This is a genomic window from Candidatus Thiodictyon syntrophicum (genome assembly GCF_002813775.1).
GTDB lineage: Bacteria > Pseudomonadota > Gammaproteobacteria > Chromatiales > Chromatiaceae > Thiodictyon > Thiodictyon syntrophicum.
Genome location: NZ_CP020370.1, coordinates 5,920,386 through 5,943,254 on the forward strand (window position 1 = coordinate 5,920,386; position 22,869 = coordinate 5,943,254).

24 protein-coding genes are annotated in these 22,869 nt (G+C 63.2%); 1 reads left to right on the forward strand and 23 read right to left on the reverse strand.

Annotated elements, in window-relative coordinates; translation table 11 throughout:
• Positions 1-457: 457 nt before the first annotated feature.
• From THSYN_RS25325 to THSYN_RS25430, 21 genes are all read right to left on the reverse strand, one after another.
• Positions 458-1,420 (reverse strand): hypothetical protein, encoded by a 963-nt coding sequence (locus THSYN_RS25325; protein ID WP_100922596.1) that lies wholly within the window; start codon positions 1,418-1,420, stop codon positions 458-460.
• A gap of 477 nt (positions 1,421-1,897) precedes the next feature.
• Positions 1,898-2,908, reverse strand: coding sequence for an Rpn family recombination-promoting nuclease/putative transposase (locus THSYN_RS25330; protein ID WP_100921577.1), 1,011 nt, complete (start codon positions 2,906-2,908; stop codon positions 1,898-1,900).
• Positions 2,877-3,068: a hypothetical protein gene (locus tag THSYN_RS36915; protein WP_269467348.1), complete on the reverse strand. Its 192-nt coding sequence runs from the start codon at positions 3,066-3,068 to the stop codon at positions 2,877-2,879. Before THSYN_RS36915 ends, THSYN_RS25330 begins: the two co-directional genes overlap by 32 nt.
• 240 nt (positions 3,069-3,308) lie before the next feature.
• On the reverse strand, positions 3,309-3,575 hold the full coding sequence (locus tag THSYN_RS25340) for a hypothetical protein (protein ID WP_100921578.1): 267 nt from the start codon (positions 3,573-3,575) through the stop codon (positions 3,309-3,311).
• A gap of 247 nt (positions 3,576-3,822) precedes the next feature.
• Positions 3,823-4,170: a hypothetical protein gene (locus tag THSYN_RS25345; RefSeq protein WP_236848690.1), complete on the reverse strand. Its 348-nt coding sequence runs from the start codon at positions 4,168-4,170 to the stop codon at positions 3,823-3,825.
• 583 nt (positions 4,171-4,753) lie between these two features.
• Positions 4,754-5,494, reverse strand: coding sequence for a PD-(D/E)XK nuclease family protein (locus THSYN_RS25350; RefSeq protein ID WP_100921579.1), 741 nt, complete (start codon positions 5,492-5,494; stop codon positions 4,754-4,756).
• 7 nt (positions 5,495-5,501) lie between these two features.
• A complete protein-coding gene (locus tag THSYN_RS25355; protein ID WP_418219895.1) occupies positions 5,502-5,927 on the reverse strand; it encodes a MarR family EPS-associated transcriptional regulator in 426 nt (141 codons plus the stop codon).
• A 233-nt stretch (positions 5,928-6,160) separates the two neighbouring features.
• Positions 6,161-7,393, reverse strand: a complete 1,233-nt coding sequence (locus THSYN_RS25365; protein ID WP_335582475.1) for a hypothetical protein — start codon at positions 7,391-7,393, stop codon at positions 6,161-6,163.
• Positions 7,342-7,731, reverse strand: a complete 390-nt coding sequence (locus THSYN_RS25370; RefSeq protein WP_236848691.1) for a MarR family EPS-associated transcriptional regulator — start codon at positions 7,729-7,731, stop codon at positions 7,342-7,344. Before THSYN_RS25370 ends, THSYN_RS25365 begins: the two co-directional genes overlap by 52 nt.
• Before the next feature lie 250 nt (positions 7,732-7,981).
• A complete protein-coding gene (locus tag THSYN_RS25375; protein WP_236848692.1) occupies positions 7,982-8,899 on the reverse strand; it encodes a DUF3106 domain-containing protein in 918 nt (305 codons plus the stop codon).
• Positions 8,900-9,028: 129 nt separating this feature from the next.
• Positions 9,029-9,418: a MarR family EPS-associated transcriptional regulator gene (locus THSYN_RS25380; RefSeq protein ID WP_236848693.1), complete on the reverse strand. Its 390-nt coding sequence runs from the start codon at positions 9,416-9,418 to the stop codon at positions 9,029-9,031.
• 647 nt (positions 9,419-10,065) lie between these two features.
• Positions 10,066-10,461, reverse strand: coding sequence for a HEPN domain-containing protein (locus THSYN_RS25385; RefSeq protein WP_100921580.1), 396 nt, complete (start codon positions 10,459-10,461; stop codon positions 10,066-10,068).
• Positions 10,445-10,768 (reverse strand): nucleotidyltransferase domain-containing protein, encoded by a 324-nt coding sequence (locus THSYN_RS25390; protein WP_100921581.1) that lies wholly within the window; start codon positions 10,766-10,768, stop codon positions 10,445-10,447. The genes THSYN_RS25385 and THSYN_RS25390 overlap by 17 nt, the downstream gene beginning before the upstream one ends.
• A gap of 27 nt (positions 10,769-10,795) precedes the next feature.
• A complete protein-coding gene (locus THSYN_RS25395; protein ID WP_236848694.1) occupies positions 10,796-11,314 on the reverse strand; it encodes a MarR family EPS-associated transcriptional regulator in 519 nt (172 codons plus the stop codon).
• Positions 11,315-11,547: 233 nt separating this feature from the next.
• Positions 11,548-12,753 carry a hypothetical protein gene (locus THSYN_RS25400; protein ID WP_100921583.1) on the reverse strand — a complete coding sequence of 402 codons (1,206 nt, stop codon included), beginning with the start codon at positions 12,751-12,753 and terminating at the stop codon, positions 11,548-11,550.
• Positions 12,754-13,217: 464 nt separating this feature from the next.
• On the reverse strand, positions 13,218-14,162 hold the full coding sequence (locus THSYN_RS25405) for an RpnC/YadD family protein (protein ID WP_100921584.1): 945 nt from the start codon (positions 14,160-14,162) through the stop codon (positions 13,218-13,220).
• Positions 14,163-14,490: 328 nt separating this feature from the next.
• Complete coding sequence (locus THSYN_RS25410) at positions 14,491-14,862, reverse strand: hypothetical protein (protein ID WP_236848695.1); 372 nt, start codon at positions 14,860-14,862, stop codon at positions 14,491-14,493.
• Positions 14,863-15,401: 539 nt separating this feature from the next.
• Complete coding sequence (locus THSYN_RS25415; RefSeq protein WP_335582476.1) at positions 15,402-15,893, reverse strand: DUF29 domain-containing protein; 492 nt, start codon at positions 15,891-15,893, stop codon at positions 15,402-15,404.
• 278 nt (positions 15,894-16,171) lie between these two features.
• Positions 16,172-16,468, reverse strand: coding sequence for a hypothetical protein (locus THSYN_RS25420; RefSeq protein WP_472297471.1), 297 nt, complete (start codon positions 16,466-16,468; stop codon positions 16,172-16,174).
• Positions 16,469-16,974: 506 nt separating this feature from the next.
• Positions 16,975-18,144: an MraY family glycosyltransferase gene (locus THSYN_RS25425; RefSeq protein WP_100921586.1), complete on the reverse strand. Its 1,170-nt coding sequence runs from the start codon at positions 18,142-18,144 to the stop codon at positions 16,975-16,977.
• A 7-nt stretch (positions 18,145-18,151) separates the two neighbouring features.
• Positions 18,152-18,676, reverse strand: a complete 525-nt coding sequence (locus THSYN_RS25430) for an O-antigen ligase family protein (protein WP_100921587.1) — start codon at positions 18,674-18,676, stop codon at positions 18,152-18,154.
• A 135-nt stretch (positions 18,677-18,811) separates the two neighbouring features.
• Here THSYN_RS25430 and THSYN_RS25435 point away from each other — a divergent pair, with 135 nt between their 5' ends.
• Positions 18,812-19,822: an IS1 family transposase gene (locus tag THSYN_RS25435; RefSeq protein ID WP_100917404.1), complete on the forward strand. Its 1,011-nt coding sequence runs from the start codon at positions 18,812-18,814 to the stop codon at positions 19,820-19,822.
• Here the strand turns inward: THSYN_RS25435 and THSYN_RS25440 are convergent.
• Both THSYN_RS25440 and THSYN_RS25445 read right to left on the reverse strand, forming a co-directional pair.
• Complete coding sequence (locus THSYN_RS25440) at positions 19,797-20,915, reverse strand: hypothetical protein (RefSeq protein WP_100921588.1); 1,119 nt, start codon at positions 20,913-20,915, stop codon at positions 19,797-19,799. The two genes, THSYN_RS25435 and THSYN_RS25440, sit on opposite strands and share 26 nt — an antisense overlap.
• Positions 20,916-21,956: 1,041 nt before the next feature.
• A complete protein-coding gene (locus THSYN_RS25445; protein WP_157817926.1) occupies positions 21,957-22,850 on the reverse strand; it encodes a PEP-CTERM sorting domain-containing protein in 894 nt (297 codons plus the stop codon).
• Positions 22,851-22,869: the final 19 nt, after the last annotated feature.

A 22,869-nucleotide genomic window follows, 5' to 3' on the forward strand; every position in this document is an offset into this window, starting at 1 on the left:
CAATAATTAAGATCGCATCCTGTCCACTTGCCTTTTGGCCACTGCCTATCAGCATCTTTGGCAGTTTCTTGATCACGGGTCTTATGTCGATTCACATGTGTTCACCATACCTCTCAGCCTAGCCTCCTACCGCATGATGCTTGCAGTGTTGGTCGCCCTCACGGGCTCGTCTTACCCTTTCGGGCGGAGTACATTGTCAGAGCAGCTTCACACCGGACCGTTACCAGTCCCGCATGTGCTCTTAGGCTACGACGGGAGAAACCGTCGGTTCTATCAGGTCGCATCCAAGCGACCGCCAGTAGAACAATCACTTACGCGACTTCGTGTCGCACGATTATGATCAAGGCCGCTGATGGCTGCTAGCGGACGGCTGAAAGCCGCTAGCCTGGCCCCGGGGTGCAGCGGCGGCAGCGTCCGTACCGACCCCGGCCAACAGCCTCCGCGGGGTAGTCAGCACTCAATGGTCACGACGGGGGTGTTGCGTCAGCCAGGCTTCGATGATCGCGGGATCGAGACCTTCCAGCCGGTCCTCGGGGGCGAGCCCGCGCAGGCGCTCCTCCAGAAGGAGCCCGAGCAGGCGCTCCTCGGGGGTGAGTTCGCGCAGCCGATCCTCTGCCACCAGGCGATCCAGGAACATCTTCAGGTGCTTGGGGTCGCTCAGGACGTCCTCCATCAGGTCCCGCATCGCTTCGCGTTTGAAATCCTCAACGGTGTAAGCCATGTCGGTCTCCAGGCCAAAGTCTTTGGCCAGTTGGTCGCGCAGGAAGATGCCGATACTGCTGCGCGGACGATAGTGGGTCAAGCCGTACTGGGTTTGAGCGCTGGCGTGTGCAAAGAGTCCCCAAGGGGCGTTGCGCGGCTGCTTTGCCAAGCTGTCCAGCACGATGAGGCGCACCGGTAGTGCGCCCACCGCAAGATCATAGACCCCGGGACAGGCGGTCGCGCGACAGGTGCCGACCGGCAGTTGGCGCATCAGTTGGCGCGGCTGGCGGGTGGCGACGGCGTAGCGGCGAAAGTCGCGCGCCGGCAGCAGCGGGTAGGCGCCGGCGGGTTCGGCCAGCGACTCATCCGCCGTTCGTGCGCCGCGGTGGGCGGCGCGCAGCGAGGCTAGTTTACGATAGGTCACGTAGTGGCTGATGAGTTCTTCCAGCGCCCAGGCATTGAACGGCTCGGCCGCGGATTTATAGCTCAGCAGGTTGTGGGCGGCCAGATTGTCAAAGCCATCGGGGAGCCCGTTCACGGCCTCTGGATCGGCGGCCGCACCCGCCGCGCCGCGCCGTTCGATGATGAGGATGTCGAGTCGTTGGCTCTTCAACGACAACTCCTCTTCCATGGCCACCGACCAGGGGCGGCCGACGAACAGGTCGGTCAGCAGGATGCCGAGCCAGCGGTGCCAGGGTTTGGGAGGGCGTTTGTCCACGGATGGCGTTTGGTCGCGGGCCTCGATCACAATTCCGGCCACTGCCAACGCGCAGTACCGTGGGGTGGACAAGCACAGCGCGGCCCACCAACGGCGGCGCGGGATTCGGTGGACTTCGCTCCCGCTCGTCCACCCTACCGGCCTCCGTTTGGGCCTTGGTCATAAACTTGGCCACCTCGCGTTCTGCGCGGTTGTTGGTCCGCACAGCGGACCCTACGGATCGCGGTCTTACCGTAGGGTCCGCTGTGCGGACCAGCGGATGGGCGGGCCGATCGCGACCGACCGGAACGACGATCAAGATCGTCAGTAATCAAGAGGCTATCAGGGACAGACCACGTTTAGTTGCGGGGCAGCGCGGGCGTTTCAGCCTCGGAGAATAGGCCCGGTCTGGGGTGCATCGGCCGTCCCCTGTGGCAGCAAAGGCCGCAAGGTCAGGTCTCCCATCGCACGCTTGATTTGTCCCGGCATTCGGCGGATTCATCGCCCGTCGGTCTCCGCGAAGACCTCCTCCAGACGGGTGGCGGTGAGCACCCGCGCGGACCAGCACCGTAGGGCGTCGGCGTTGGCCTGTTGCACGCGCTTGGTCACCGCATCGACGGGTGGGCCAAACTTGAGTGTGAGCAGTTGCAACAGGATCGCCGCGGCTTCTTCCTGACGCCCTTCCTGACGCCCTTCCTGACGCCCTTCCTGACGCCCCTCCTGACGCCCCTCCTGGATCCCTTCTTCCCGTGCTTCCCGCAACAGCGTGATCTCATCGCGCACCGCGCGCTCGCGCACGAAGGCCAGGCGCCTCGCCTCCTCGTCGGCGCTGAGCCGACGGACGCGGCTCAGCGCCGCTTGAATCGGGGGATGTTGGATCGCGGCCATCGTGATCTCCTCGCGCCAATGCTCGAAAAACGTCACCCAGGCCGACAGCGGCCCGGCAGCCAGCCCCAATCGATCGGCCTTGCGCAGTTCGATCAGGTTCAGTTGCAGCAGACGCCCCAAGGTGACCTCGGGCTGTCCTTGGTCACGCATCTCGAAGCGCCATACCGCTTGCCCGCACTGCGCGGGGGTGGCGTCGAACAGATCGAAGTCCAGCAGATGGATTCCGACCGCGGCGCGTAGTTCCCCATAGTCCTCGCCTGCGACCAACTGCCGGCTCAGGGTGCGCGCGAGATAGAACAGCCCGCGCTGGCGCCAGGCGCCATGGCGACGGATCTGGATCTCGACGTTGTAACAGTGGCCCGCGGCATCGCGCGCGAGCACGTCGAGGATGATGTACTTGCCGCGCAACTCTTCCGCGTTGATGGTGGGGTTCAGCACCTCCACCGCCGTGATCTGGGGCAGGTCCGGGCGCAGGTCGTTGATCAGGGCCACCAACAGGTCGGGATCCTCGCCGAACAGCCGCTTGAAGACATAGTCATTCTTGGGGTCGAGCAGCTCCGGCGCGGGGTTGGGTCGCCCGGTGCGCAGGTCAAGGTGTCTCCCAGACTGTTGGTTCGACATATAAAGAAACGGGGCTTGAAAAACGACATTCGCTCAGAATAAGCGCGGACTCGATGGCTTCGAGCATGCGGCCGGTCATGGCGCCGTGGGACAGGCAGGCAATCCCGAGGTGATGGTCCGGGCGCGGGATGTCGAGTTGCGCAAAGAAGACATCGGACATGCTGGCGTCGAAGTGCTGGCCGGTGTGGACGATGACCTCGCGGATGGGCGGGGCTGCCCGGCCGCATTCTGCTCACGAATGGCGCGGCTGACCGTGGCGGCCTTGATGAACTGGGGACGGGCGCCGATGACGGTGAGGATCTTCATGCGTTAGGGATTCTTGGCTTGGCCAATGGTCGCGGCGGGCCGGCGAGCGTCGGCGGGTTCACCCCGGGGAGGCACTCCCACTGGCTCCCCGGCCTCAGTGTCCGGTCCGCTGGAGCCAGGCTTTGATCTGTTCGGGATCCATCGCCCGCAGGATCTCCTCCGGCGGCAGGCCGCGCAGGCGGTCTTCGGGCGCGTAGCGTTTGAGTACCTCCGCCGGATCCAGGCCGTGCAGGCGCTCTTCGGGGGGCAACTTCTGCAGCAGGCCGGCGCGCAGGGTCGCTTGCTCCTCCGGTGTCAGCCATGGGTCCGTCAGCATCAGGCGCAGGGTGTCGAATTTGAAATCGTCGACGGTGTAGGACATGTCGGTCAGATCCGGTCGATGCACTTGTGCGATAAGTGACGTCGTGGCCGATCAGTTCATCCACGGCCCAGGCATTCAGGTCCGTCAGGGCCATGCCGAACAGGCGGTGCGAGGGCGTGGGGGCGTCGCGGTGCATCAGGGGTCGGCTGGCGTCGGGCGATCAAGAGGGCTTGCTGGGGTGATCGCGATGATCCGCCTCAGTGCCCGGGAAAGATCTACCGACGTCTAGGGGCGACTGAAGTCACCCCTACAGCCGCGCTGTCGGGATGTTTGTTCCTGAGAAGCGCTTTAAGTCCGATAGCCCGCCAGGCGATCTCTGTCGATCCCCTGAGTGTCCGGTTCGCTTGAGCCAGGCTTTGATCAGGTCGGGATCCATCCCGCGCAGGATGTCTTCCGGCGGGAGGCCGCGCAGGCGCTCTTCGGGCGTATAGCATTTGAGTACCTCCGTCGGATCAAGGCCGTGCAGGCGCTCTTCGGGGCTCAACTTCTCCAGCAGGTCGGCGCGCAGGGTGGCATGGTCCTCCGGTGTCAGCCATGGGGCGTCGAGCATCACGCGCAGGGCGTCGCGTTTGAAATCGTCCACGTTGAAGGACATGTCGGTCAGCTCCGGTCGATGCACTTGTGCGATAGGTGACGTCAACAGCTTACAGGATTCGCCACCAGTGTCCGTGCCTCACCCCAACCGACGGCATTGCGATGTTCTCGGGTTCGGAGCGAACACTTTCCCAAACTCAGTGCGGCGCGATCTCGCAAGCAGCCTTGATCATCGTTCCGGCCGCCTCGGGCCGGAGTCCAAGGCTTCAGCCTTGGATGTAAAGGACCAAGGCTGAAGCCTTGGAGTCCAGAAGGTGGCCGCTGGCCGGGACGATGACCAAGGCCGTCGCGGGCCTTGATCATCATCCCGGCCACTGTGCTGCCCGCGAGGCTGTTGGTCCGCACAGCGAACCCTACGGATCGCGGACTGACCGTAGGGTCCGCTGTGCGGACCGAGCGCGGCCGACCGGAACGGTGATCAGGGCTGCGGCCACAGGCCTGTGTAGGTCGCCCTTCAGGGCGACCGCGCCACCGCGATGTCCGCGGGCGCCCTGAAGGGCGACCTACACCGACAGGGCATGGCGGCGGACATGATGATCAAGGCCGACTCCCGTTACTCCTTCGACGAGGCGGCGGTGATCGCCTCATAACGCTTGCACCTCCAGCGAGTCGCCGTAGGTCTCGATCCCCAGGCGCTCCGCTACCTGGCGCGCCCGGGCGTCGATCATCGGGGAGATCACGATCAGGCGGTTGGCGGTGCGCTGGTGTCGCTGCTCGTAAAACCGGGCTTTGCGCTCGAAGATGTACATCCCGGCCTTGTCGATGGACGACTTCAGTTCGCAAATCAACAGCAGACCGTTTTGGATAATGACGTCCAGTTCAATCTGGTCGGGCCGCCCGAACACGGTACCCTGGTCGTCGTATTCGTTGACGTTGAGTACCTTTACGCCGAAGTTCTTTTCCAGAATGCCGGCCAGCGCGTCGCGGAACGCCTTCTCCGATTGCAGGCCCCAGCGCGACCCGAGCGCGCCGATGCTGCGGTCATGGCGCTGCGCCTGGGCCATGATTTCCTCGTGAATGCGCTTGAATTCTTCGCGCTGCTCCGCCTGATGCTGGTCCCACTTGCGGTTTTGTTCGTCCCACTTGCGGTTCTGTTCGTCCCACTTGCGGTTTTGTTCGTTTTTATACTCGTCCCACTTGCGGGCGCCTTCCTCCCGATCGCGGCGCAGTTCCGCCAGGAGCTCGTAGAACCGGTCTTCGGTTGCCGCCCGCCCGGCATACTCCTGGCGGGTCAAATCCAGAATGTAGCCGCGAAACTCCGGATCCGTGCGGATGATTTCCGGTAGCTCACGTCTGATCGTGTCTTTCAGCGCTTGGGTGTTCATCTGGGTTTCACGCCACGGGGTAAGTGCTGACAGGGACCGTCGCTGACGGCTGATCGCTGACGGTCTCTCCGAGGGGCTCTTGGGCAGCGGCGACCTCGGAGCGGAGCTGGGCGATTTCCTGCTCCAGCGCCTCGTGTTCCTCCAGTTTGCGCTGCAGGAAGCGCACGGCGATGCGGGTCTTGGCCTCGATGCCGCTGGGGGTCAGGAGGTAGGCGTAGGCGAGCTTGTTGCGGCTGTTCCGGAAGTTGGTGACCTTGACCCAGCCGCGCTCGATCAGTGCGTTGATGCAGTAGTTGAGGCTGCCGACGCTGACGCCGAGGACTTGCGAGAGTTGCCGTTGGCTGGCCTGCGGTTGCTCCGCGAGGTGCTTGAGCAGGCGGTAACGCAGGTCGTCGCTGAGGTGACGACGGACCTTGATTGGGGTCTCGGACACGCTACCGCCCTACCGTGACGGGACGGTACTCGGGGTTTGGGCGCTGGCCGGCCGGCGGGGTGAGATCTACATTCACGGGGTGAACACTGTTGCATGGGACCACACTGAGCGGGGGGCGGTCAAGCTGGGAAGAGCAGTCAGCGGTTAGGTGTCAGCTGTCAGCTATCAGCTATCAGAAGAACACGGACCGCTGAGAGCTGATCGCTGACGGCGCTTTCTTGGATCGTCAGCAGTCAATGGTCATGACGGGGATGTTGCTTCAGCCAGGCTTCGATGATCGCGGGATCGAGACCTTGCAGCCACTCCTCGGGCGCGAGTCCGCGCACCCGTTCCTCGGGGGCGAGCCCGCGCAGCCGCTCCTCGGGCGCGAGCCCGCGCAGCCGCTCTTCGGGCGCGAGCCCACGCAGCCGATCCTCGGGGGCAAGGCCGCGCAGCCGCTCCTCGGGCGCGAGGCCGCGCAGGCGCTCCTCGGGCGCGAGTTCGCGCAGCCGATCCTCGGGGGCGAGCCCGCGCAGCCGATCCTCGGGGGCAAGGCCGCGCAGCCGCTCCTCGGGGGCAAGGCCGCGCAGCCGCTCCTCGGGGGCAAGGCCGCGCAGGCGTTCCTCGGGGGCGAGCCCGCGCAGCCGCTCCTCAGGGGCGAGTTCGCGCAGCCGATCCTCTGCCACCAGGCGATCCAGGAACATCTTCAGGTGCTTGGGGTCGCTCAGGACGTCCTCCATCAGGTCCCGCATCGCTTCGCGTTTGAAATCCTCAACGGTGTAAGCCATGTCGGTCTCCAGGCCAAAGTCTTTGGCCAGTTGGTCGCGCAGGAAGATGCCGATACTGCTGCGCGGACGATAGTGGGTCAAGCCGTACTGGGTTTGATCGCTGGCGTGTGCAAAGAGTCCCCAGGGGGCGTTGCGCGGCTGCTTTGCCAAGGTGTCCAGCACGATGAGGCGCACCGGTAGTGCGCCCACCGCAAGATCATAGACCCCGGGACAGGCGGTCGCGCGACAGGTGCCGACCGGCAGTTGGCGCATCAGTTGACGCGGCTGGCGGGTGGCGATGGCGTAGCGGCGAAAGTCGCGCGTCGGCAGCAGCGGGTAGGCGCCGACGGGTTCGGCCAGCGGCTCATCCGCCGTTCGTGCGCCGCGGTGGGCGGCGCGCAGCGAGGCCAGCTTACGGTAGGTGACATAGTGGCTGATGAGTTCTTCCAGCGCCCAGGCATTGAACGGCTCGGCCGCGGATTTATAGCTCAGCAGGTTGTGGGCGGCCAGATTGTCAAAGCCATCGGGGAGCCCGTTTACGGCCTCTGGATCGGCGGTCACACCCGCCGCGCCGCGCCGTTCGATGATGAGGATGTCGAGTCGTTGACTCTTGAGCGACAACTCCTCTTCCATGGCCACCGACCAGGGGCGGCCGACGAACAGGTCGGTCAGCAGGATGCCGAGCCAACGGTGCCAGGGTTTGTGGGGGCGTTTGTCCACGGATGGCGGAGCTGGGCGATTTCCTGCGCCAATGCCTCGTGTTCCTCCAGTTTGCGCTGCAGGAAGCGCACGGCGATGCGGGTCTTGGCCTCGATGCCGCTGGGGGTGAGGAGGTAGGCGTAGGCGAGCTTGTTGCGGCTGTTCCGGAAGTTGGTGGCCTTGACCCAACCGCGCGCGATCAGTGCGTTTACGCAGTAGTTGAGGCTGCCGACGCTGACGCCAAGGATCTCGGAGAGTTGCCGTTGGCTGGCCTGCGGCTGCTCCGAGAGGTGCTTGAGCAGGCGGTAGCGCAGGTCGTCGCTGAGGTGACGGCGGACCTTGATTGGGGTGTCGGACACGCTACCGCCCTACCGTGACAGGACGGTACTCGGGGCTTGGGGGCCGGCCGGCGGGGCGAGATCAACATTCATGGGATGAACATTGTTGTATGTAACCACACTGAGCGGGGGGCGGTCAAGCTGGGAAGAGCAGTCAGCGGTTAGCAGTCAGCGGTTAGCAGTCAGCCGTCAGCGGTCAGCTATCAGAAGAACACGGATAGCTGATAGCTGAAAGCTGATCGCTGACGGCGCTTTCTTGGATCGTCAGCAGTCAATGGTCATGACGGGGATATTGCTTCAGCCAGGCTTCGATGATCGCGGGATCGAGACCTTGCAGCCGCTCCTCGGGGGCGAGCCCGCGCAGGCGTTCCTCGGGCGCGAGCCCGCGCAGCCGCTCCTCGGGGGCGAGTTCGCGCAGCCGATCCTCGGGGGCAAGGCCGCGCAGCCGCTCCTCGGGGGCAAGGCCGCGCAGCCGCTCCTCGGGGGCAAGGCCGCGCAGGCGTTCCTCGGGGGCGAGCCCGCGCAGCCGCTCCTCAGGGGCGAGTTCGCGCAGCCGATCCTCTGCCACCAGGCGATCCAGGAACATCTTCAGGTGCTTGGGGTCGCTCAGGACGTCCTCCATCAGGTCCCGCATCGCTTCGCGTTTGAAATCCTCAACGGTGTAAGCCATGTCGGTCTCCAGGCCAAAGTCTTTGGCCAGTTGGTCGCGCAAGAAGATGCCGATACTGCTGCGCGGACGATAGTGGGTCAAGCCGTACTGGGTTTGAGCGCTGGCGTGTGCAAAGAGTCCCCAAGGGGCGTTGCGCGGCTGCTTTGCCAAGGTGTCCAGCACGATGAGGCGCACCGGTAGTGCGCCGACCGCAAGATCATAGACCCCGGGGCAGGCGGTCGCGCGACAGGTGCCGACCGGCAGTTGGCGCATCAGTTGGCGCGGCTGGCGGGTGGCGACGGCGAAGCAGCGAAAGTCGCGCGTCGGCAGCAACGGGTAGGCGCCGGCGGGTTCGGCCAGCGACTCATCCGCCGTTCCTGCGCCGCGGTGGGCGGCGCGCAGCGAGGCCAGTTTACGATAGGTCACGTAGTGGCTGATGAGTTCTTCCAGCGCCCAGGTGTTGAACGGCTCGGCCGCGGATTTATAGCTCAGCAGGTTGTGGGCGGCCAGATTGTCAAAGCCATCGGGGAGCCCGTTCACGGCCTCTGGATCGGGGGGTCACACCCGCCGCGCCGCGCCGTTCGATGATGAGGATGTCGAGTCGTTGACTCTTGAGCGACAACTCCTCTTCCATGGCCACCGACCAGGGGCGGCCGACGAACAGGTCGGTCAGCAGGATGCCGAGCCAGCGGTGCCAGGGTTTGGGAGGGCGTTTGTCCATGGATGGCGGAGCTGGGCGATTTCCTGCGCCAATGCCTCGTGTTCCTCCAGTTTGCGCTGCAGGAAGCGCACGGCGATGCGGGTCTTGGCCTCGATGCCGCTGGGGGTGAGAAGGTAGGCGTAGGCGAGCTTGTGGTGGCTGTTCCGGAAGTTGGTGACCTTGACCCAGCCGCGCTCGATCAGTGCGTTGACGCAGTCGTTGAGGCTGCCGACGCTGACGCCGAGGACCTCGTAGAGTTGCCGCTGGCTGGCTTGGGGTTGCTCCGCGAGGTGCTTGAGCAGGCGGTAACGCAGGTCGCCGCTGAGGTGACGACGGACCTTGATTGGGGTCTCGGTCACGCTACCGCCCTACCGTGTCGGAACGGTACTCGGGGTTTGGGGGCTGGCCGGCCAGCGGGGCAGGCCGAAAATTCATGGGATGAACGTTGGTGAATGAGACCACAGTGGGCATGGGTTAATCAATGCGCATCGCGGGAGGGCCGGTGGGTGCTGCTTGGAAGTGTGATCGGGTTCGCAATCGGTTGTCGCTGTGCGCCAGCAGTTCCACGTTTGGACGGCAGCGCGCGGCCTTTCGTGGATGCGGCGCGCGCGACGTGCCCGCTCCCTCGCATCGTGGGGCGCGCCTTATAAACCCTACAGCAGGGCGAATTTCGGAGGGTGAATCAGCATCGCGCCTCCACCATCGGCCCCGTCGCCGGCACGCTGGCGGTTGCGCCCGCCCAAGTTTGAACCTGCTAGCCGTGCGCTGCGGCCGGCATCCGTGGGACCCACCCTCAAGTAGTCGGCTGGGCGGTGGCGTGAGGGCCACCGTGGGCGGGCAGGCGGACCGTGGACGTTGGGCCTCTTTCGTCGGCCAAACGAGGCTTCGGCAGGGGTGGGTGCCGGCACGGCGCCGGGTGCCGGTCAACTTGCGTCGTCGAAGACCTCGGCGAGGGTCTGGGCGGTCAGGATCCGGTCGGACCACTCCAACAGCGTCTCGGGATCGCTCATGTCTCATCTGCCGCGATCTTGATGCTCGCCCACTCATGTAATGTCTTCACGATCGCCATGGCATCCGCGTCCTTGATCCAAATTGTCTCCGTGCTTTCATACCGAAGCGCAACGGCGTATGGGTTGAGGCAGCGTAGCACGTCACCAGAAACAGGAACGGCGATGTGTTGCTCAACAGCCAGATCGAATAGCCGTTCGAGATCATGCGTCCGCTCAACCCGAGCCCCATGGCGAACCAGCACGGCCTTGATGAGTTTTTCGCAGGCTTGCTGCGCGAGAAACCCAAGGGTTTCATGGGGGGCGCGTCCAGTGCCGAGAAGCAATTCAAAGGATAGCCGATCCCTGGTGGCGGCACGCAATAGTTGGCGGGCCTCATCAAGCGGCGCGTTCATACAGCACCTTGCCGCCTCTCACCGCATCGGAGACCGGTGATGTCTGCCAATTCTTCCGTCGCTCGAATTCATTCAGTGGATAGATGAGAAGATCGACACCCGTTCCCACCGACCCAATGGCGCCACGCAAACGGCCATATTCTTCAGCGAAGTTGGGCACGTCCTCTTCCACGACGAGGAGGTCAAGATCGGAGGTGTCTTTGGCATCGCCTCTCGCGTAGGATCCAAACAGGATGACCTTGAGAGGTGAGTGGGCTACACCAATGAGACGATCGACCGCAGATTGAATGATTTGTGCGTCTAACATCGGGAAGTCCTCAGTGAGCGGCTGGTGTCACGTCTTTTCTGTTGAACCAGGGTAGTCATCGTCATCGAGAAGCGGCGCGGGGCCTTGGTCATAATTCCGGCCACCCGGCATCGTAGGGTGGACAAGCCCAGTGCAGTCCACCACGGGTGGCGCTCGTCGATCAGCAGCCGTTCCGGTACGCCGTAGGTGGCGCAGGTGCTGGAGAACACCAGCCGCTCCACCCCGCCGGCGCGCAGGGCGGGCAGCATATTCCTCCAGTTTGCGCTGCAGAAAGCACATGGCGATGCGGGTCTTGGCCTCGATGCCGCTGGGGGTAAGGAAATAGGCGTAGGCGAGCTTGTTGCGGCTGTTCCTGAAGTTGGTGACCTTGACCCAGCCGCGCTCGATCAGTGCGTTGACGCAGTCGTTGAGGCTGCCGACGCTGACGCCGAGGATCTCGGAGAGTTGCCGTTGGCTGGCCTGCGGTTGCTCCGAGAGGTGCTTGAGCAGGCGGTAGCGCATATCGTCGCTGAGGTGTCGACGGACCTTGATTGGGGTATCGGACACGCTACCGCCCTACCGTGACGGGACGGTACTCGGGGCTTGGGGGCTGGCCGGCCGGCGGGGCGAGATCAACATTCACAGGATGAACACCGGTGTATGGGACGACACTGAGCGAGGGGCGGTCAAGCTGGGAAGAGCAGTCAGCTGTCAGCTATCAGAAGAACACGGACCGCTGATAGCTGATAGCTGATCGCTGAGAGCTGATCGCTGACGGCGCTTTCTTGGATCGTCAGCAGTCAATGGTCATGACGGGGATGTTGCTTCAGCCAGGCTTCGATGATCGCGGGATCGAGACCTTGCAGCCACTCCTCGGGCGCGAGTCCGCGCACCCGTTCCTCGGGGGCGAGCCCGCGCAGCCGCTCCTCGGGCGCGAGCCCGCGCAGCCGCTCTTCGGGCGCGAGCCCACGCAGCCGATCCTCGGGGGCAAGGCCGCGCAGCCGCTCCTCGGGCGCGAGGCCGCGCAGGCGCTCCTCGGGCGCGAGTTCGCGCAGCCGCTCCTCGGGGGCGAGCCCGCGCAGCCGATCCTCGGGGGCAAGGCCGCGCAGCCGCTCCTCGGGGGCAAGGCCGCGCAGGCGTTCCTCGGGGGCGAGCCCGCGCAGCCGCTCCTCAGGGGCGAGTTCGCGCAGCCGATCCTCTGCCACCAGGCGATCCAGGAACATCTTCAGGTGCTTGGGGTCGCTCAGGACGTCCTCCATCAGGTCCCGCATCGCTTCGCGTTTGAAATCCTCAACGGTGTAAGCCATGTCGGTCTCCAGGCCAAAGTCTTTGGCCAGTTGGTCGCGCAGGAAGATGCCGATACTGCTGCGCGGACGATAGTGGGTCAAGCCGTACTGGGTTTGAGCGCTGGCGTGTGCAAACAGTCCCCAGGGGGCGTTGCGCGGCTGCTTTGCCAAGGTGTCCAGCACGATGAGGCGCACCGGCAGTGCGCCCACCGCAAGATCATAGACCCCGGGGCAGGCGGTCGCGCGACAGGTGCCGGTCGGCAGTTGGCGTAACAGTTGACGCGGCTGGCGGGTGGCGATGGCGTAGCGGCGAAAGTCGCGCGCCGGCAGCAGCGGGTAGGTGCCGGCGGGTTCGGCCAGCGGCTCATCCGCCGTTCGTGCGCCGCGGTGGGCGGCGCGCAGCGAGGCCAGTTTACGATAGGTCACGTAGTGGCTGATGAGTTCTTCCAGCGCCCAGGTGTTGAACGGCTCGGCCGCGGATTTATAGCTCAGCAGGTTGTGGGCGGCCAGATTGTCAAAGCCATCGGGGAGCCCGTTCACGGCCTCTGGATCGGGGGTCACACCCGCCGCGCCGCGCCGTTCGATGATGAGGATGTCGAGTCGTTGGCTCTTCAACGACAACTCCTCTTCCATGGCCACCGACCAGGGGCGGCCGACGAACAGGTCGGTCAGCAGGATGCCGAGCCAGCGGTGCCAGGGTTTGGGAGGGCGTTTGTCCACGGATGGCGTTTCGTCGCGGCGGGCGGTGGCAAACGGCGCTGGTCATCAACCCGGCCGTCTCGCGATCTGCACGGCGGTTGGTTCGCACAGCGAACCCGACGGATCGCGCTCGCGGGCTGGCCTGCGGCTGCTCCGAGAGGTGCTTGAGCTGTAGGGTACGCATCGCGTACCCAGCGCCAGCGGTTACGGTGGCCTGGCGGGTACGCGATGCGTACCCTACGCGCTCTGCGTCAACCCATCCGTTCTGATCGCACCCGGAAAGGCCGTGATCGTTAATCCGGCCAGATCCCGGCCGCGACGGGATGCTGCAACGATGGGTGGCCGGAATCATGATCAAGGCACGGCCGGGCCGCGCTGGGGTGCGGCGCTCCCGGTTGTTCGGCCTGACGGCTGAGCGGCAGGCCCCGCTGAGCGCAGGTCGCTGGTCGCTGGTCCGCACAGCGGACCCTACGGGCTGGCGCGTGTCAGTGGAGCACCTCGTCGAGGGTCTGGGCGGTCAGGATCCGGTCGGACCATTCCAACAGGGTCTCGGGGTCGGCGCCCGCGATGCGCTCGCGCACGGTGTCGGTGGGCGGACCGAACTTGCGGGCGATCTGGCGCAGGAGGACGGCGACCTCGCCTTCTTGGCGGCCTTTCTGAATCCCGATGCGCTCGGCAGTGGTCACGTATTGCATGTGCTCGGCTTCCTCTATCGCTTGGATACAACGATGGTAGTCTTCTTCCAAGGCGTCGGGCAACGCTAACACCCAGTCGATAAAGGCGTAGAGGCTCAAGATGTCGTCGCGCTCCAGCCCCCGTCGATAGAGTTGGCGCGTCAGGCCGATCTTGTGTGCGAGGCGCGCGGGCGGGTCGCGGCGGGTGGCGATGGCCGCCAGGTGCGCCAACACGACCAGCGCAAAGGGATTGACGCTGGTCTCCAGTTCGGTCACTCGGTCGCGATAGTCCAGCAGCTTGATGCTGGGGAACTCCAGGACCGCCCGGCAGCCCCACAAGGCGTGCTCATAGCGCGCGGGGCGCCAGTCGGGATGATCGTCCGTCAGCACCACGAAGGTGGCGACCGGGCGGTTGTAGCGGTCCGTCAGGCGCGAGTGGTAGGTGTACAGGCGCTTCGGGAAGTCCGCCTCCCGGTTGCCTTGCACCTCGGTATGGATCAATACCCAGGTCTCCGCCCCGCTGCGCCGCCAGACTTTGATCAGCTTGTCCACATGGCGGCGTCCCACGACCGCGCGCCGGGTGACCTTCTGTAGCTCTTTGTCGAGGAATTCATACCCGCGCGCCCAGTCGATGTCGGCGGCGGCCAGGGGGAAGAAAAACTCGAGGAACTGCCGATGCCAGCGCTCGAGCACGTCCTTCCAGGGCGTATCGTAGTCGTCGCGCCGGGCGGTGGGCGGGAGTGCTCTTTTCGGCATCGGCTGGCCTGCGGCTGCTCCGCGAGGTGCTTGAGCAGGCGGTAGCGCATGACGTCGCTGAGGTGGCGACGGACTTTGGTTGGGGTGTCGGACACGCTACCGCCCTACCGTGACGGGACGGTACTCGGGGTTTGGGGGCTGGCCGGCGGACGGGGCGGGCCTAGCATTCATAGGGTGAACGGCGATAAATGAGACCGCAGTCGATAAGGTTCAGTCAACGGGCAGTGCGGGCTATCGGTGGATGCTGCTTGAACCTGTAATCGGGTTCGCAATCTGGGCCGTCATCTGAGAGCTGATCGCTGACGGCGCTTTCTTGGATCGTCAGCAGTCAATGGTCATGACGGGGATGTTGCTTCAGCCAGGCTTCGATGATCGCGGGATCGAGACCTTTCAGCCGCTCCTCGGGGGCGAGCCCGCGCAGGCGGTCCTCGGGCGCGAGCCCGCGCAGGCGTTCCTCGGGCGCGAGCCCGCGCAGGCGCTCCTCGGGGGCGAGTTCGCGCAGCCGATCCTCTGCCACCAGGCGATCCAGGAACATCTTCAGGTGCTTGGGGTCGCTCAGGACGTCCTCCATCAGGTCCCGCATCGCTTCGCGTTTGAAATCCTCAACGGTGTAAGCCATGTCGGTCTCCAGGCCAAAGTCTTTGGCCAGTTGGTCGCGCAAGAAGATGCCGATACTGCTGCGCGGACGATAGTGGGTCAAGCCGTACTGGGTTTGAGCAGGCGGTGGCGCATTGCCGCTGAGGTGAGGACGGACTTTGGTTGGGGTCTCGGACACGCTACCGCCCTACCGTGACGGGACTCGGGACTCGGGGCTTGGGGCTTGGGGCTTGGGGGCTGGCCGGCCGACGGGGCGGGCCGAGCATTCATGGCGTGAACACAGGTGTATGGAATCACACTGGTCAAGGGTTAGTCAATCTCCATTGTGGGATCAGCAATGCCACATTGGGCAACCCGCCGTTACCGAGGCTCACTCGAGCTTCGCCCCCTAGCAGCGGGCAGCGCGCGCTCGGCGGCGGTTAAAGCCCCAACGGAGCGATACCTACCAGCCCGGGGCAACGCCCTGGGTGTTGGTCGGTTCTTCGTTGAGCCCGATACCCAAGGCGCTGCGCCTTAAGCTGCTGGCTCATGCGGCCAACTGTGTGGTTGGCCTACGCTTGGCCAGCACAGGTGGTTGATTCAGATTGGGGGGCTTTCCTGGCAAATGAGGGTGCCAAAAAATCCGCCCCATGAGCCTAAGGGTTAAAGATTTATTGGGGTTCCAGCGACTTGGGGGAAAAAATCCTCGTCCAGGATCTGCTCCACCGAGTATGGGCAATCTGCTGGGAAGGTGTCGGCAGCGACATTGGTTTCTCTGCTTGCCAGGCGGCGGGCTTCGGTGTAGGCATCTGTCATTGCGGCTTGCAGGGACGATTTCAGGCTGGGAACCTTTTTCAACAGGAATAGAAGTTGGGCGCGCTGCTCAATGATCGTGTTGCGCCAGCTTTTCGCCTCGAATTCTTTCCATCGTGCAGTCAACGTCTCCAATTGAAATTGCCACTCTAGCAGATGGGCAATCAGGATAATAAAACGGCTTTCCAGCTCACGCAGGTTGCTCTTTCCCATATCTTCGAGCTCCGCGATAAGATGCTCAACGTCGAGCGCGTGGGTCAAGCCTTGCTTTAACAGAAAGACCTGACCTTCGGCCCAGGCGTTGACGTCCTGCTCATAGAGTCCGGCGTTGTGGTTCATCATTCTTTGCTCGGTAGCGGCCGTCGCGTTGAGGGGCGTCGATCAAGATTCCGGCCGCTTGGGCTCGCCGGGTGCGTAGTCAGGCCATCTTGGCCTGACACCGTCAGGGCTGGAAGCCCTGACTACGCACGGCGCTGCCGGGATTATGATCAAGGCCGCGCGGGAGGGCCGGACGGTGGGCGGAGGTGGTTCTTTCGGCATCGGCTGGGTGCTAAGCGACACAACTTCGCCATCGTTGATGAAAGATAGGGCGATGTCCGCGGCGGATTCATCCAGACCCCTCATAACGCTTGCACCTCCAGCGAGTCGCCGTAGGTCTCGATCCCCAGGCGCTCGGCCACCTGGCGCGCCCGGGCGTCGATCATCGGCGAGATCACGATCAGGCGCTGCGCCTGGGCCATGATCTCCTCGTGAATGCGCTTGAATTCTTCGCGCTGCTCCGCCTGATGCTGGTCCCACTTGCGGTTTTGTTCGTCCCACTTGCGGGCGCCTTCCTCCCGGTCACGGCGCAGTTCCGCCAGGAGCTCGTAGAACCGGTCGTCGGTTGCCGCCCACCCGGCATACTCCCGGCGGGTCAAATCCAGAATGTAGCCGCGAAACTCCGGGAAAGTAGGAAACTCCAGTTATTTTACCTTCGGCAAGGACACCCGTTACTCCTTTCCTGGCAGCGGCGTACTGTTTGCGCTTCGTTGCCTGCGGCACGAGGAGCAAGCCCGATCAAGTGACGCTCCCGGACACGCTACCGCCATACCGTGACATATGACGATACAGGGCGGGGCGGCTCGCCGGGCCTGGCTGCGCTATTGGCTCAGTTCATGGACATCCAAATCCTGCTCAACCGGCGCGCACCGCTCCAGCGGCAACGCTATGGCGCTGGCCCGGGTCTGCGGTCGGGCGTCTTCCGGCGCGCTGCAGGGCGTATCCTGTTGCCGGGCGGCACGCAGTCCCACAGGCCGCGGCCACCTTGACGTCGTTACGGCCGCGATGGCCGATCGGCGGCGGGTGCGCGGCGCGCATCTTCCGCAGGAACGCAATGGCATCGCGGTGGTCGGAACGATGATCGAGGATGAAAGAACAAAGCGCTCTACTCGCTTTCCTGTCTGCTGCCGTATGTCCATGGCAGCCTCAGCAGGGATCGATGCCATTTCTTGTCGGTATCGCTCGGGCGTAGTGATCGGCGACGATCCTGGCCGATGACCGGCGAGTTCGGTGGCGGGAGCATCGTGGTTGTGATTCTGTAATACAGCAGAAAAAGACCGACGAAGGCATAGAATCCCAGACAGCAGGGCAAGTCCAGCCGGTCGGCCAGAACGCCTAGTCCACCGGTCAAGAAGGTGAGCGCCAACAGCACGCCGGTGACCTGGCCATCCGTCAAGCCGCGGCCCAGCAACAGATGGTGCAGGTGCTGGCGGTCTGCGACGAACGGGTTGCTCCCGGAGCGCAGGCGGCGGACCATGACCGTCAGGGTGTCCAATAGCGGTAGGGCCAGAATCCATACCGCAGTGATCGGTGTCATCACCGCTTGCTCCCCCTGGGACAGGTGGATCAGAAACCAACTCAGGACGAAACCGAGCATGGTGCTGCCGGCATCGCCCATGAAGATGCCGGCTCGGGCGCGCCAGGGATGGCGCAGGTTGAAGGCCAGAAAGCCCACGATGACCATGGCGAGGACCAACAGGGCACCGATATCCCCTGGGTGGCGCGCGTGCGTACTCAGGCACAGCACGAGCAGCCAGCCGCCGGCGATCAGCCCCGAACCACCCGCCAAGCCATCCAACCCGTCGATCATGTTGAAGGCATTGATCACGCCGACCACGGCGAACAGCGTGAACAGCACCGCCCAGTCGCCGAGGCTGAATTGGCCCAACCCGAACAGATCGCCCAGATTGCCCAGCACCACATCGCTTCCCAGCGCCATCAGCAGGACGGCGGCGGCCTGAAACAGAAAGCGCGTGGAGGCCCGGCTGGAGCGCAGATCGTCATAAAGACCAAGCAGCGTCAGCATGACCGTGCAGATCAAGAGGACCCGCCAGTCGTGAGGCTTGTCCGGCAGCAGCAAGATGCCGACGCAGAAGGCGACGCACATGGCCACCCCCCCGACCAGCGGCACGGGATGCAGGTGGTGTTTGCGGGTAGAGGGGTGGTCCACCCAGCCCAGTGCCCGGGCCGGGGGCCTCAGCACGGCAATCAGGCCGACCGTGAGCAGGAAACTGCCCGGGAATACCAAATCCGCGAACCAACTGGGCGCACTCATGAACTTTCTATACTCCTGTACGACGACGACTGACGGCTGTCGGAGACCAAGTCCTGAAGGGATTGTTCTGATTCTCCGGTGGAATCGCAAAGACCGGCGGCGCTCGGCCGCTCTTCTCGCCGGGCGCCGCCGGGCGGCGGATGCGGCGCGCGGCCGCGCGGCGCGGTTGGTGAAAAAAAACGCCGGCCAGAAAGGCCGTGAACAGCGCGTTGGCCGGGACTCGCAGGTTGTAGTCCACCAAGGTATGCAGCATCATCAGCAGCAAGGCCGTGCCTGCTCCAGCCTGGACGAAGCGGAACCTCGTCCATTCCCCGCTCTGCCATACCCGCCCCCACTGGCGCAGATAGAACAGCAACCAGACGGCAACCAGTACGGCCGCGATCAAGCCGAATTCCAGCAGCCATTCCAAATAATCATTGTGGGCGCGGTTGATGGTGACGCCCGGCATCGTGAGCGGGTGGAACCGCCGCAGCACATCGAGGAACGTACCCGCACCGCTTCCCAACGGAAAGAACTCGCCGATGGCCTGCACGGTGGCGTCGAATACCGTCCAGCGCCCATCCTCGGCACTGGTTCAGTTTAATTCCTGTTTACAAGACATTGAAATATATGTAATATATCTAGTTCGGCGCGGGTTTCCGTCACTTTTTGAATAAGTGAGAACTTCTTGAACGGACAATGGACATGCCCTCATTGCAATTCACAGAATTGTCGGCATCACAAGACGTATCAAACCGGTCATAACGGTACGCGTTTGCTGTGGCGATGTCAAAGTTGCAATAGGCTCTTTTCCGAGACCAAAGCCACCCTTATCGAGGGGCTCAGGAAACCGACCAGCTTCATCATTCAAGTGCTCAAAACGCGCACTGAGGGGATCGGCTTGAACGCCGCCTGCCGGGCCTTCGCGATTGCGAAGAATACGTTGCTCCTATGGGAGCGTCGCCTGGCCGATTGCAAGGATGTGCTGGTCATATATGCCCTGACGCACACCTTTATTGAGCAACTGATCGAAGGTGATGAGCTTTATACGAAAGTGAATAGGAATGTCCCCCCGGAGGATTGTGAAGGCTGGACGATCGTACTGATGGAAAGGGCAAGTCGATTTATCTGGGCGCTTCAGTGCGGGAAAAAGGATCGCAGCCTATTTTCATATGCCATACAAATACTTAGAGATGTCATCCTGCGTACTGGCGATGTCACTCTAGTCACCGACGGGGAACGTCGGTATGGCAATCTCCTGTTTGAAATTTGCCACGAAGTATTGCGAACCGGAAAACGCGGCCGCCCACCGAAAGTGCTTCGTCGCGGTGTGAAGGTGCGCCTTAAGAATAAAGGGAAAGGAACTGATAGAACGGGGCACTCGCGTCCCAAATACGAAACCCCTCATCCGGAGCATCCAGAAACCGATCAAGATGTGACGCCAGCCGATATTCATGCTAATCATTTGGAAGCATCGAACGCTTCATTTCGGCGAAAGAATTCTGCTTATCGCCGCCGAACGAATACGTACGCGAAGAGCATTTCTGGTTTGCAAAGAACATTGGATATGTTGTGGATTGTCCATAACTTTATTCGCAGCCACTTCACGACAAAACAGGTTCCTGCGGTGGCTCTGGGGATTCTCCAGCAGGGACTCTCGTGGGATGAGGTCCTTAGAGTTCGACAGCCCAGGTTATAAAAATACTACAAAAACATAAGGATAAGGAAGAACCAAACTGAACCAGTGCCCCATCCTCGAACGGGTCAGCATAGGCGAACCGGTTCCATATCGGCACCAACCCGATCAGGCTGGCCAACCCAACCCCGGCGGCGGTGAAAGTGCCAATCAGGCCGTAGGTGTTACGCCCGCCCAGTCGGTAGGAGAACATCAGGCTACTTAGAAGAATCCCGAGCATCGCCAGACTTATACCTGCGCGGGACCGGGTAAAAATCAACCCCAGCAAGATGGCAATCGAGCTCGCCCCTAAGGCCGCGGTCTGGTTGATCCGGGCTACACCGAAGCGCGCTATCCATTGACGAAGCGTAGGTTTGCGTCGGCCATGAGGTCTGCCGGCGTGCGGGGGGCGACCGTGCCCGACCGTGGCCGCCAACAGGGCCAGGCCGACCGGCAGCGCCATTTCCAGCAGGCCAGCCAGGTGATTGCGATTCCGGTAGGTACCGGTGGCGCTGTCGGTCATCAGGGTGTTGCCGTACTGGATCAGCCCCAGTAGCGCCTCACCGGTGGCAATCCCCAAGAACACCAGCACCAATACCAGCAATCGCTCCCGGTCGAGCCGCAGCACGGCCAAGAACATGGCCAAGGGTGGCAGCAGCGTAAGCCACGCGGCCTCGGTGGTCGTCGGGATCAGCGAGATCGCCCGCCAGTTGAAACCGTCTTCGGTGTCACCCGCGAGCCGCAGCGCCTCGGCATAGAAGGCGCGCCCCGGCAGTTCTGACCATAGCTCGAACGGTAACGGCACCAACTGAAACAGGGGCAGGAGAAACAGCAGCAGCAAGAACAGGAGCGCCGGACGGGACGGCCGTCCGGGGTGGCCGACCGGTCCGGTCCGGCCATCTTCCGACCCGGCCGCCGCCGCTTGCCGGGGCATGAACAGGCCCGCCAGTAGCGCCACCGCCGCCAATTCCATGATCATCAGCGGCACCGGTCGCCATGTGCCCAGAAATAGCGGCGCGTACACCAGCAGCAGCGCGAGTCCATAAAACAGTGCCGCATCCTGGGCAGTGGCGTGATGAATACCCGAGGGCCCGTGCGGTGTGAGTGCCCCGCTCATACAGCGATCGGAGGGGCGATTGGCGGGTCGGTGAAGGGGGCATCCGCGCCGCTCCCGGCGCAACCCCCAGGCGTCACCGACGCCCAGGACCGAGCCGTGGCGCGGGTCGCCGTACCGATTGCTACGTCGTCCCCCAGAGCGGCCGACGCTAGCCAAACAATCCCAAGCATCTTAAGTCGTCCTCTAAATCCCTAATTCTAGTTTTTCTCTTATCAGTCTAGGATGCTCCCCGGGTCGTCGCCAAGTTAAGGTTTGTAAAATGCCGACCTGGGGAGGCATTAGGCAACGATTAGTTTGAAGACCTTGGTCATGGTCCCGGCCACTTAGCGGCGCGATCCGCAGGACCAAGGCTGACGCATTGGACGTCCGCAGAGCACCTATGGTCGGAGCCCTGATAATTGTTCGGGCCATCAGCCCTCGCGGTGCGGAGCACCGGATAAATCCGCATTGCGTTTCCGTGATCCTGAGCCTCCTGCGATCAGCCCGCGGGTTACCGATGCGGGCTACTGTCTATCCGGCTGTTGCCACGGGGTACGAGCAAAACTGATGTGATCTCGGTGACGACGTAGGGTGGATAAGCGCAGTGCATCCACCAGCATCGCCGATGCCTTAAAAACAGCTCACTGATAAGTTGAACAAGTCCATTAGCAGTGCTGGCCGGGGCGTTGTCGTTGTCGTAATCGAGGTTATCGTAGCGCCTCGAACTCTTTTGCACACCAAACTGCATCGCTTCTCCAAATTATGACAACGATTACGAAAACGACAACGATTGCGCTGTGTTTAACTTGCTCTTGACTCGTCACTTAAAAGCTGGTGGATGCGGCGCGCCGAAGCGCCGTGCCCGGTCCGGGGCGCTGTGCCGCGCGCAGCCTTGATTGACGATGACACCCGTCGCGGCCTGGGGGCCGCTCCTACCGCGTAGGAGCGGCCCCCAGGCCGCGACGGGTTGCCGTGTAGCCCGAGTTATGATCAAGGGCGCGCCTTATCCAACCTTACGACGGGCGATTTCGCCGGCCACACCCCTATTTTACCCCCTTCGTGTCAGGGTGCGCACCGCGCCGCGGTGCTCCGGGCCTCGGTGCGCCGGGCAGCGGACAGGCCAAAGAGGCCGATGAGCGCGAGCGCGAGCGAGCCTGGGGCGGGGGTGGCGAAGACCTGGACATTGATATCGCTTGAGTTACCCCAAACGCACTCGGGGTCGCTAGCGCTGTCGCAGTCATACCAGTCCCCGTAAAATCCAGCAGTCATATTAATAAAGGTGAAAAAGTCATCAGCATCCTGTTGCGGACTATTGCTGAGGGCCGCATTCGATGCGTGATTCGACCAGGGAAGTGTCGTCAAGGCCGCGGCGTCGACACCGAATACTATCCAGTCGCCCGGGGTGACGACCCAATTGAGATTCTTGAAATCGACTTGCCAGATCTGGGACCAGGTGCCGCTTTGACCCTGGTAGTCGTCGTTTGGAGCGGTTGCGTCCTGGTACAGCACCCGCGTGAATGTGATGTCGTTGTTGCTGGTATTCCCGGAGATCGTACCAGCCTTATTGATGGCCCAGGTCGCCGGATCGTTTCCCAGGTTGCTGTAGAGGTCGGCATAGAGTGTAATCGACGAGTACAGGCTACCCAGGGTGTCGCTGCCGGCAAGCGGGATGGCGGGCGACCAGGTGCGGATGGTGTCGATGGTCCACTGCTGATCGACAGGCATTTGGAAGGTATCGCCGGTAATAAACGACTGCCCCCCCGCGGTGTAACCGCTCCAATCGACGTTACTCCGGTTGACGCCGGCGCTGATATTGAGATTCGGTGTCGTCAGGTTAGCGACGGGCAACCCGCGGTCCACCACCAAGGTGGCCACGGCCTGTGCCGATCCGGTTGCACCAATCCCGAGCAGTAACGAGAGACCAAGCGGTGCGAAGGCAGTTATACTCAATCTCACGGCGGTCCTTCCTCAGTTA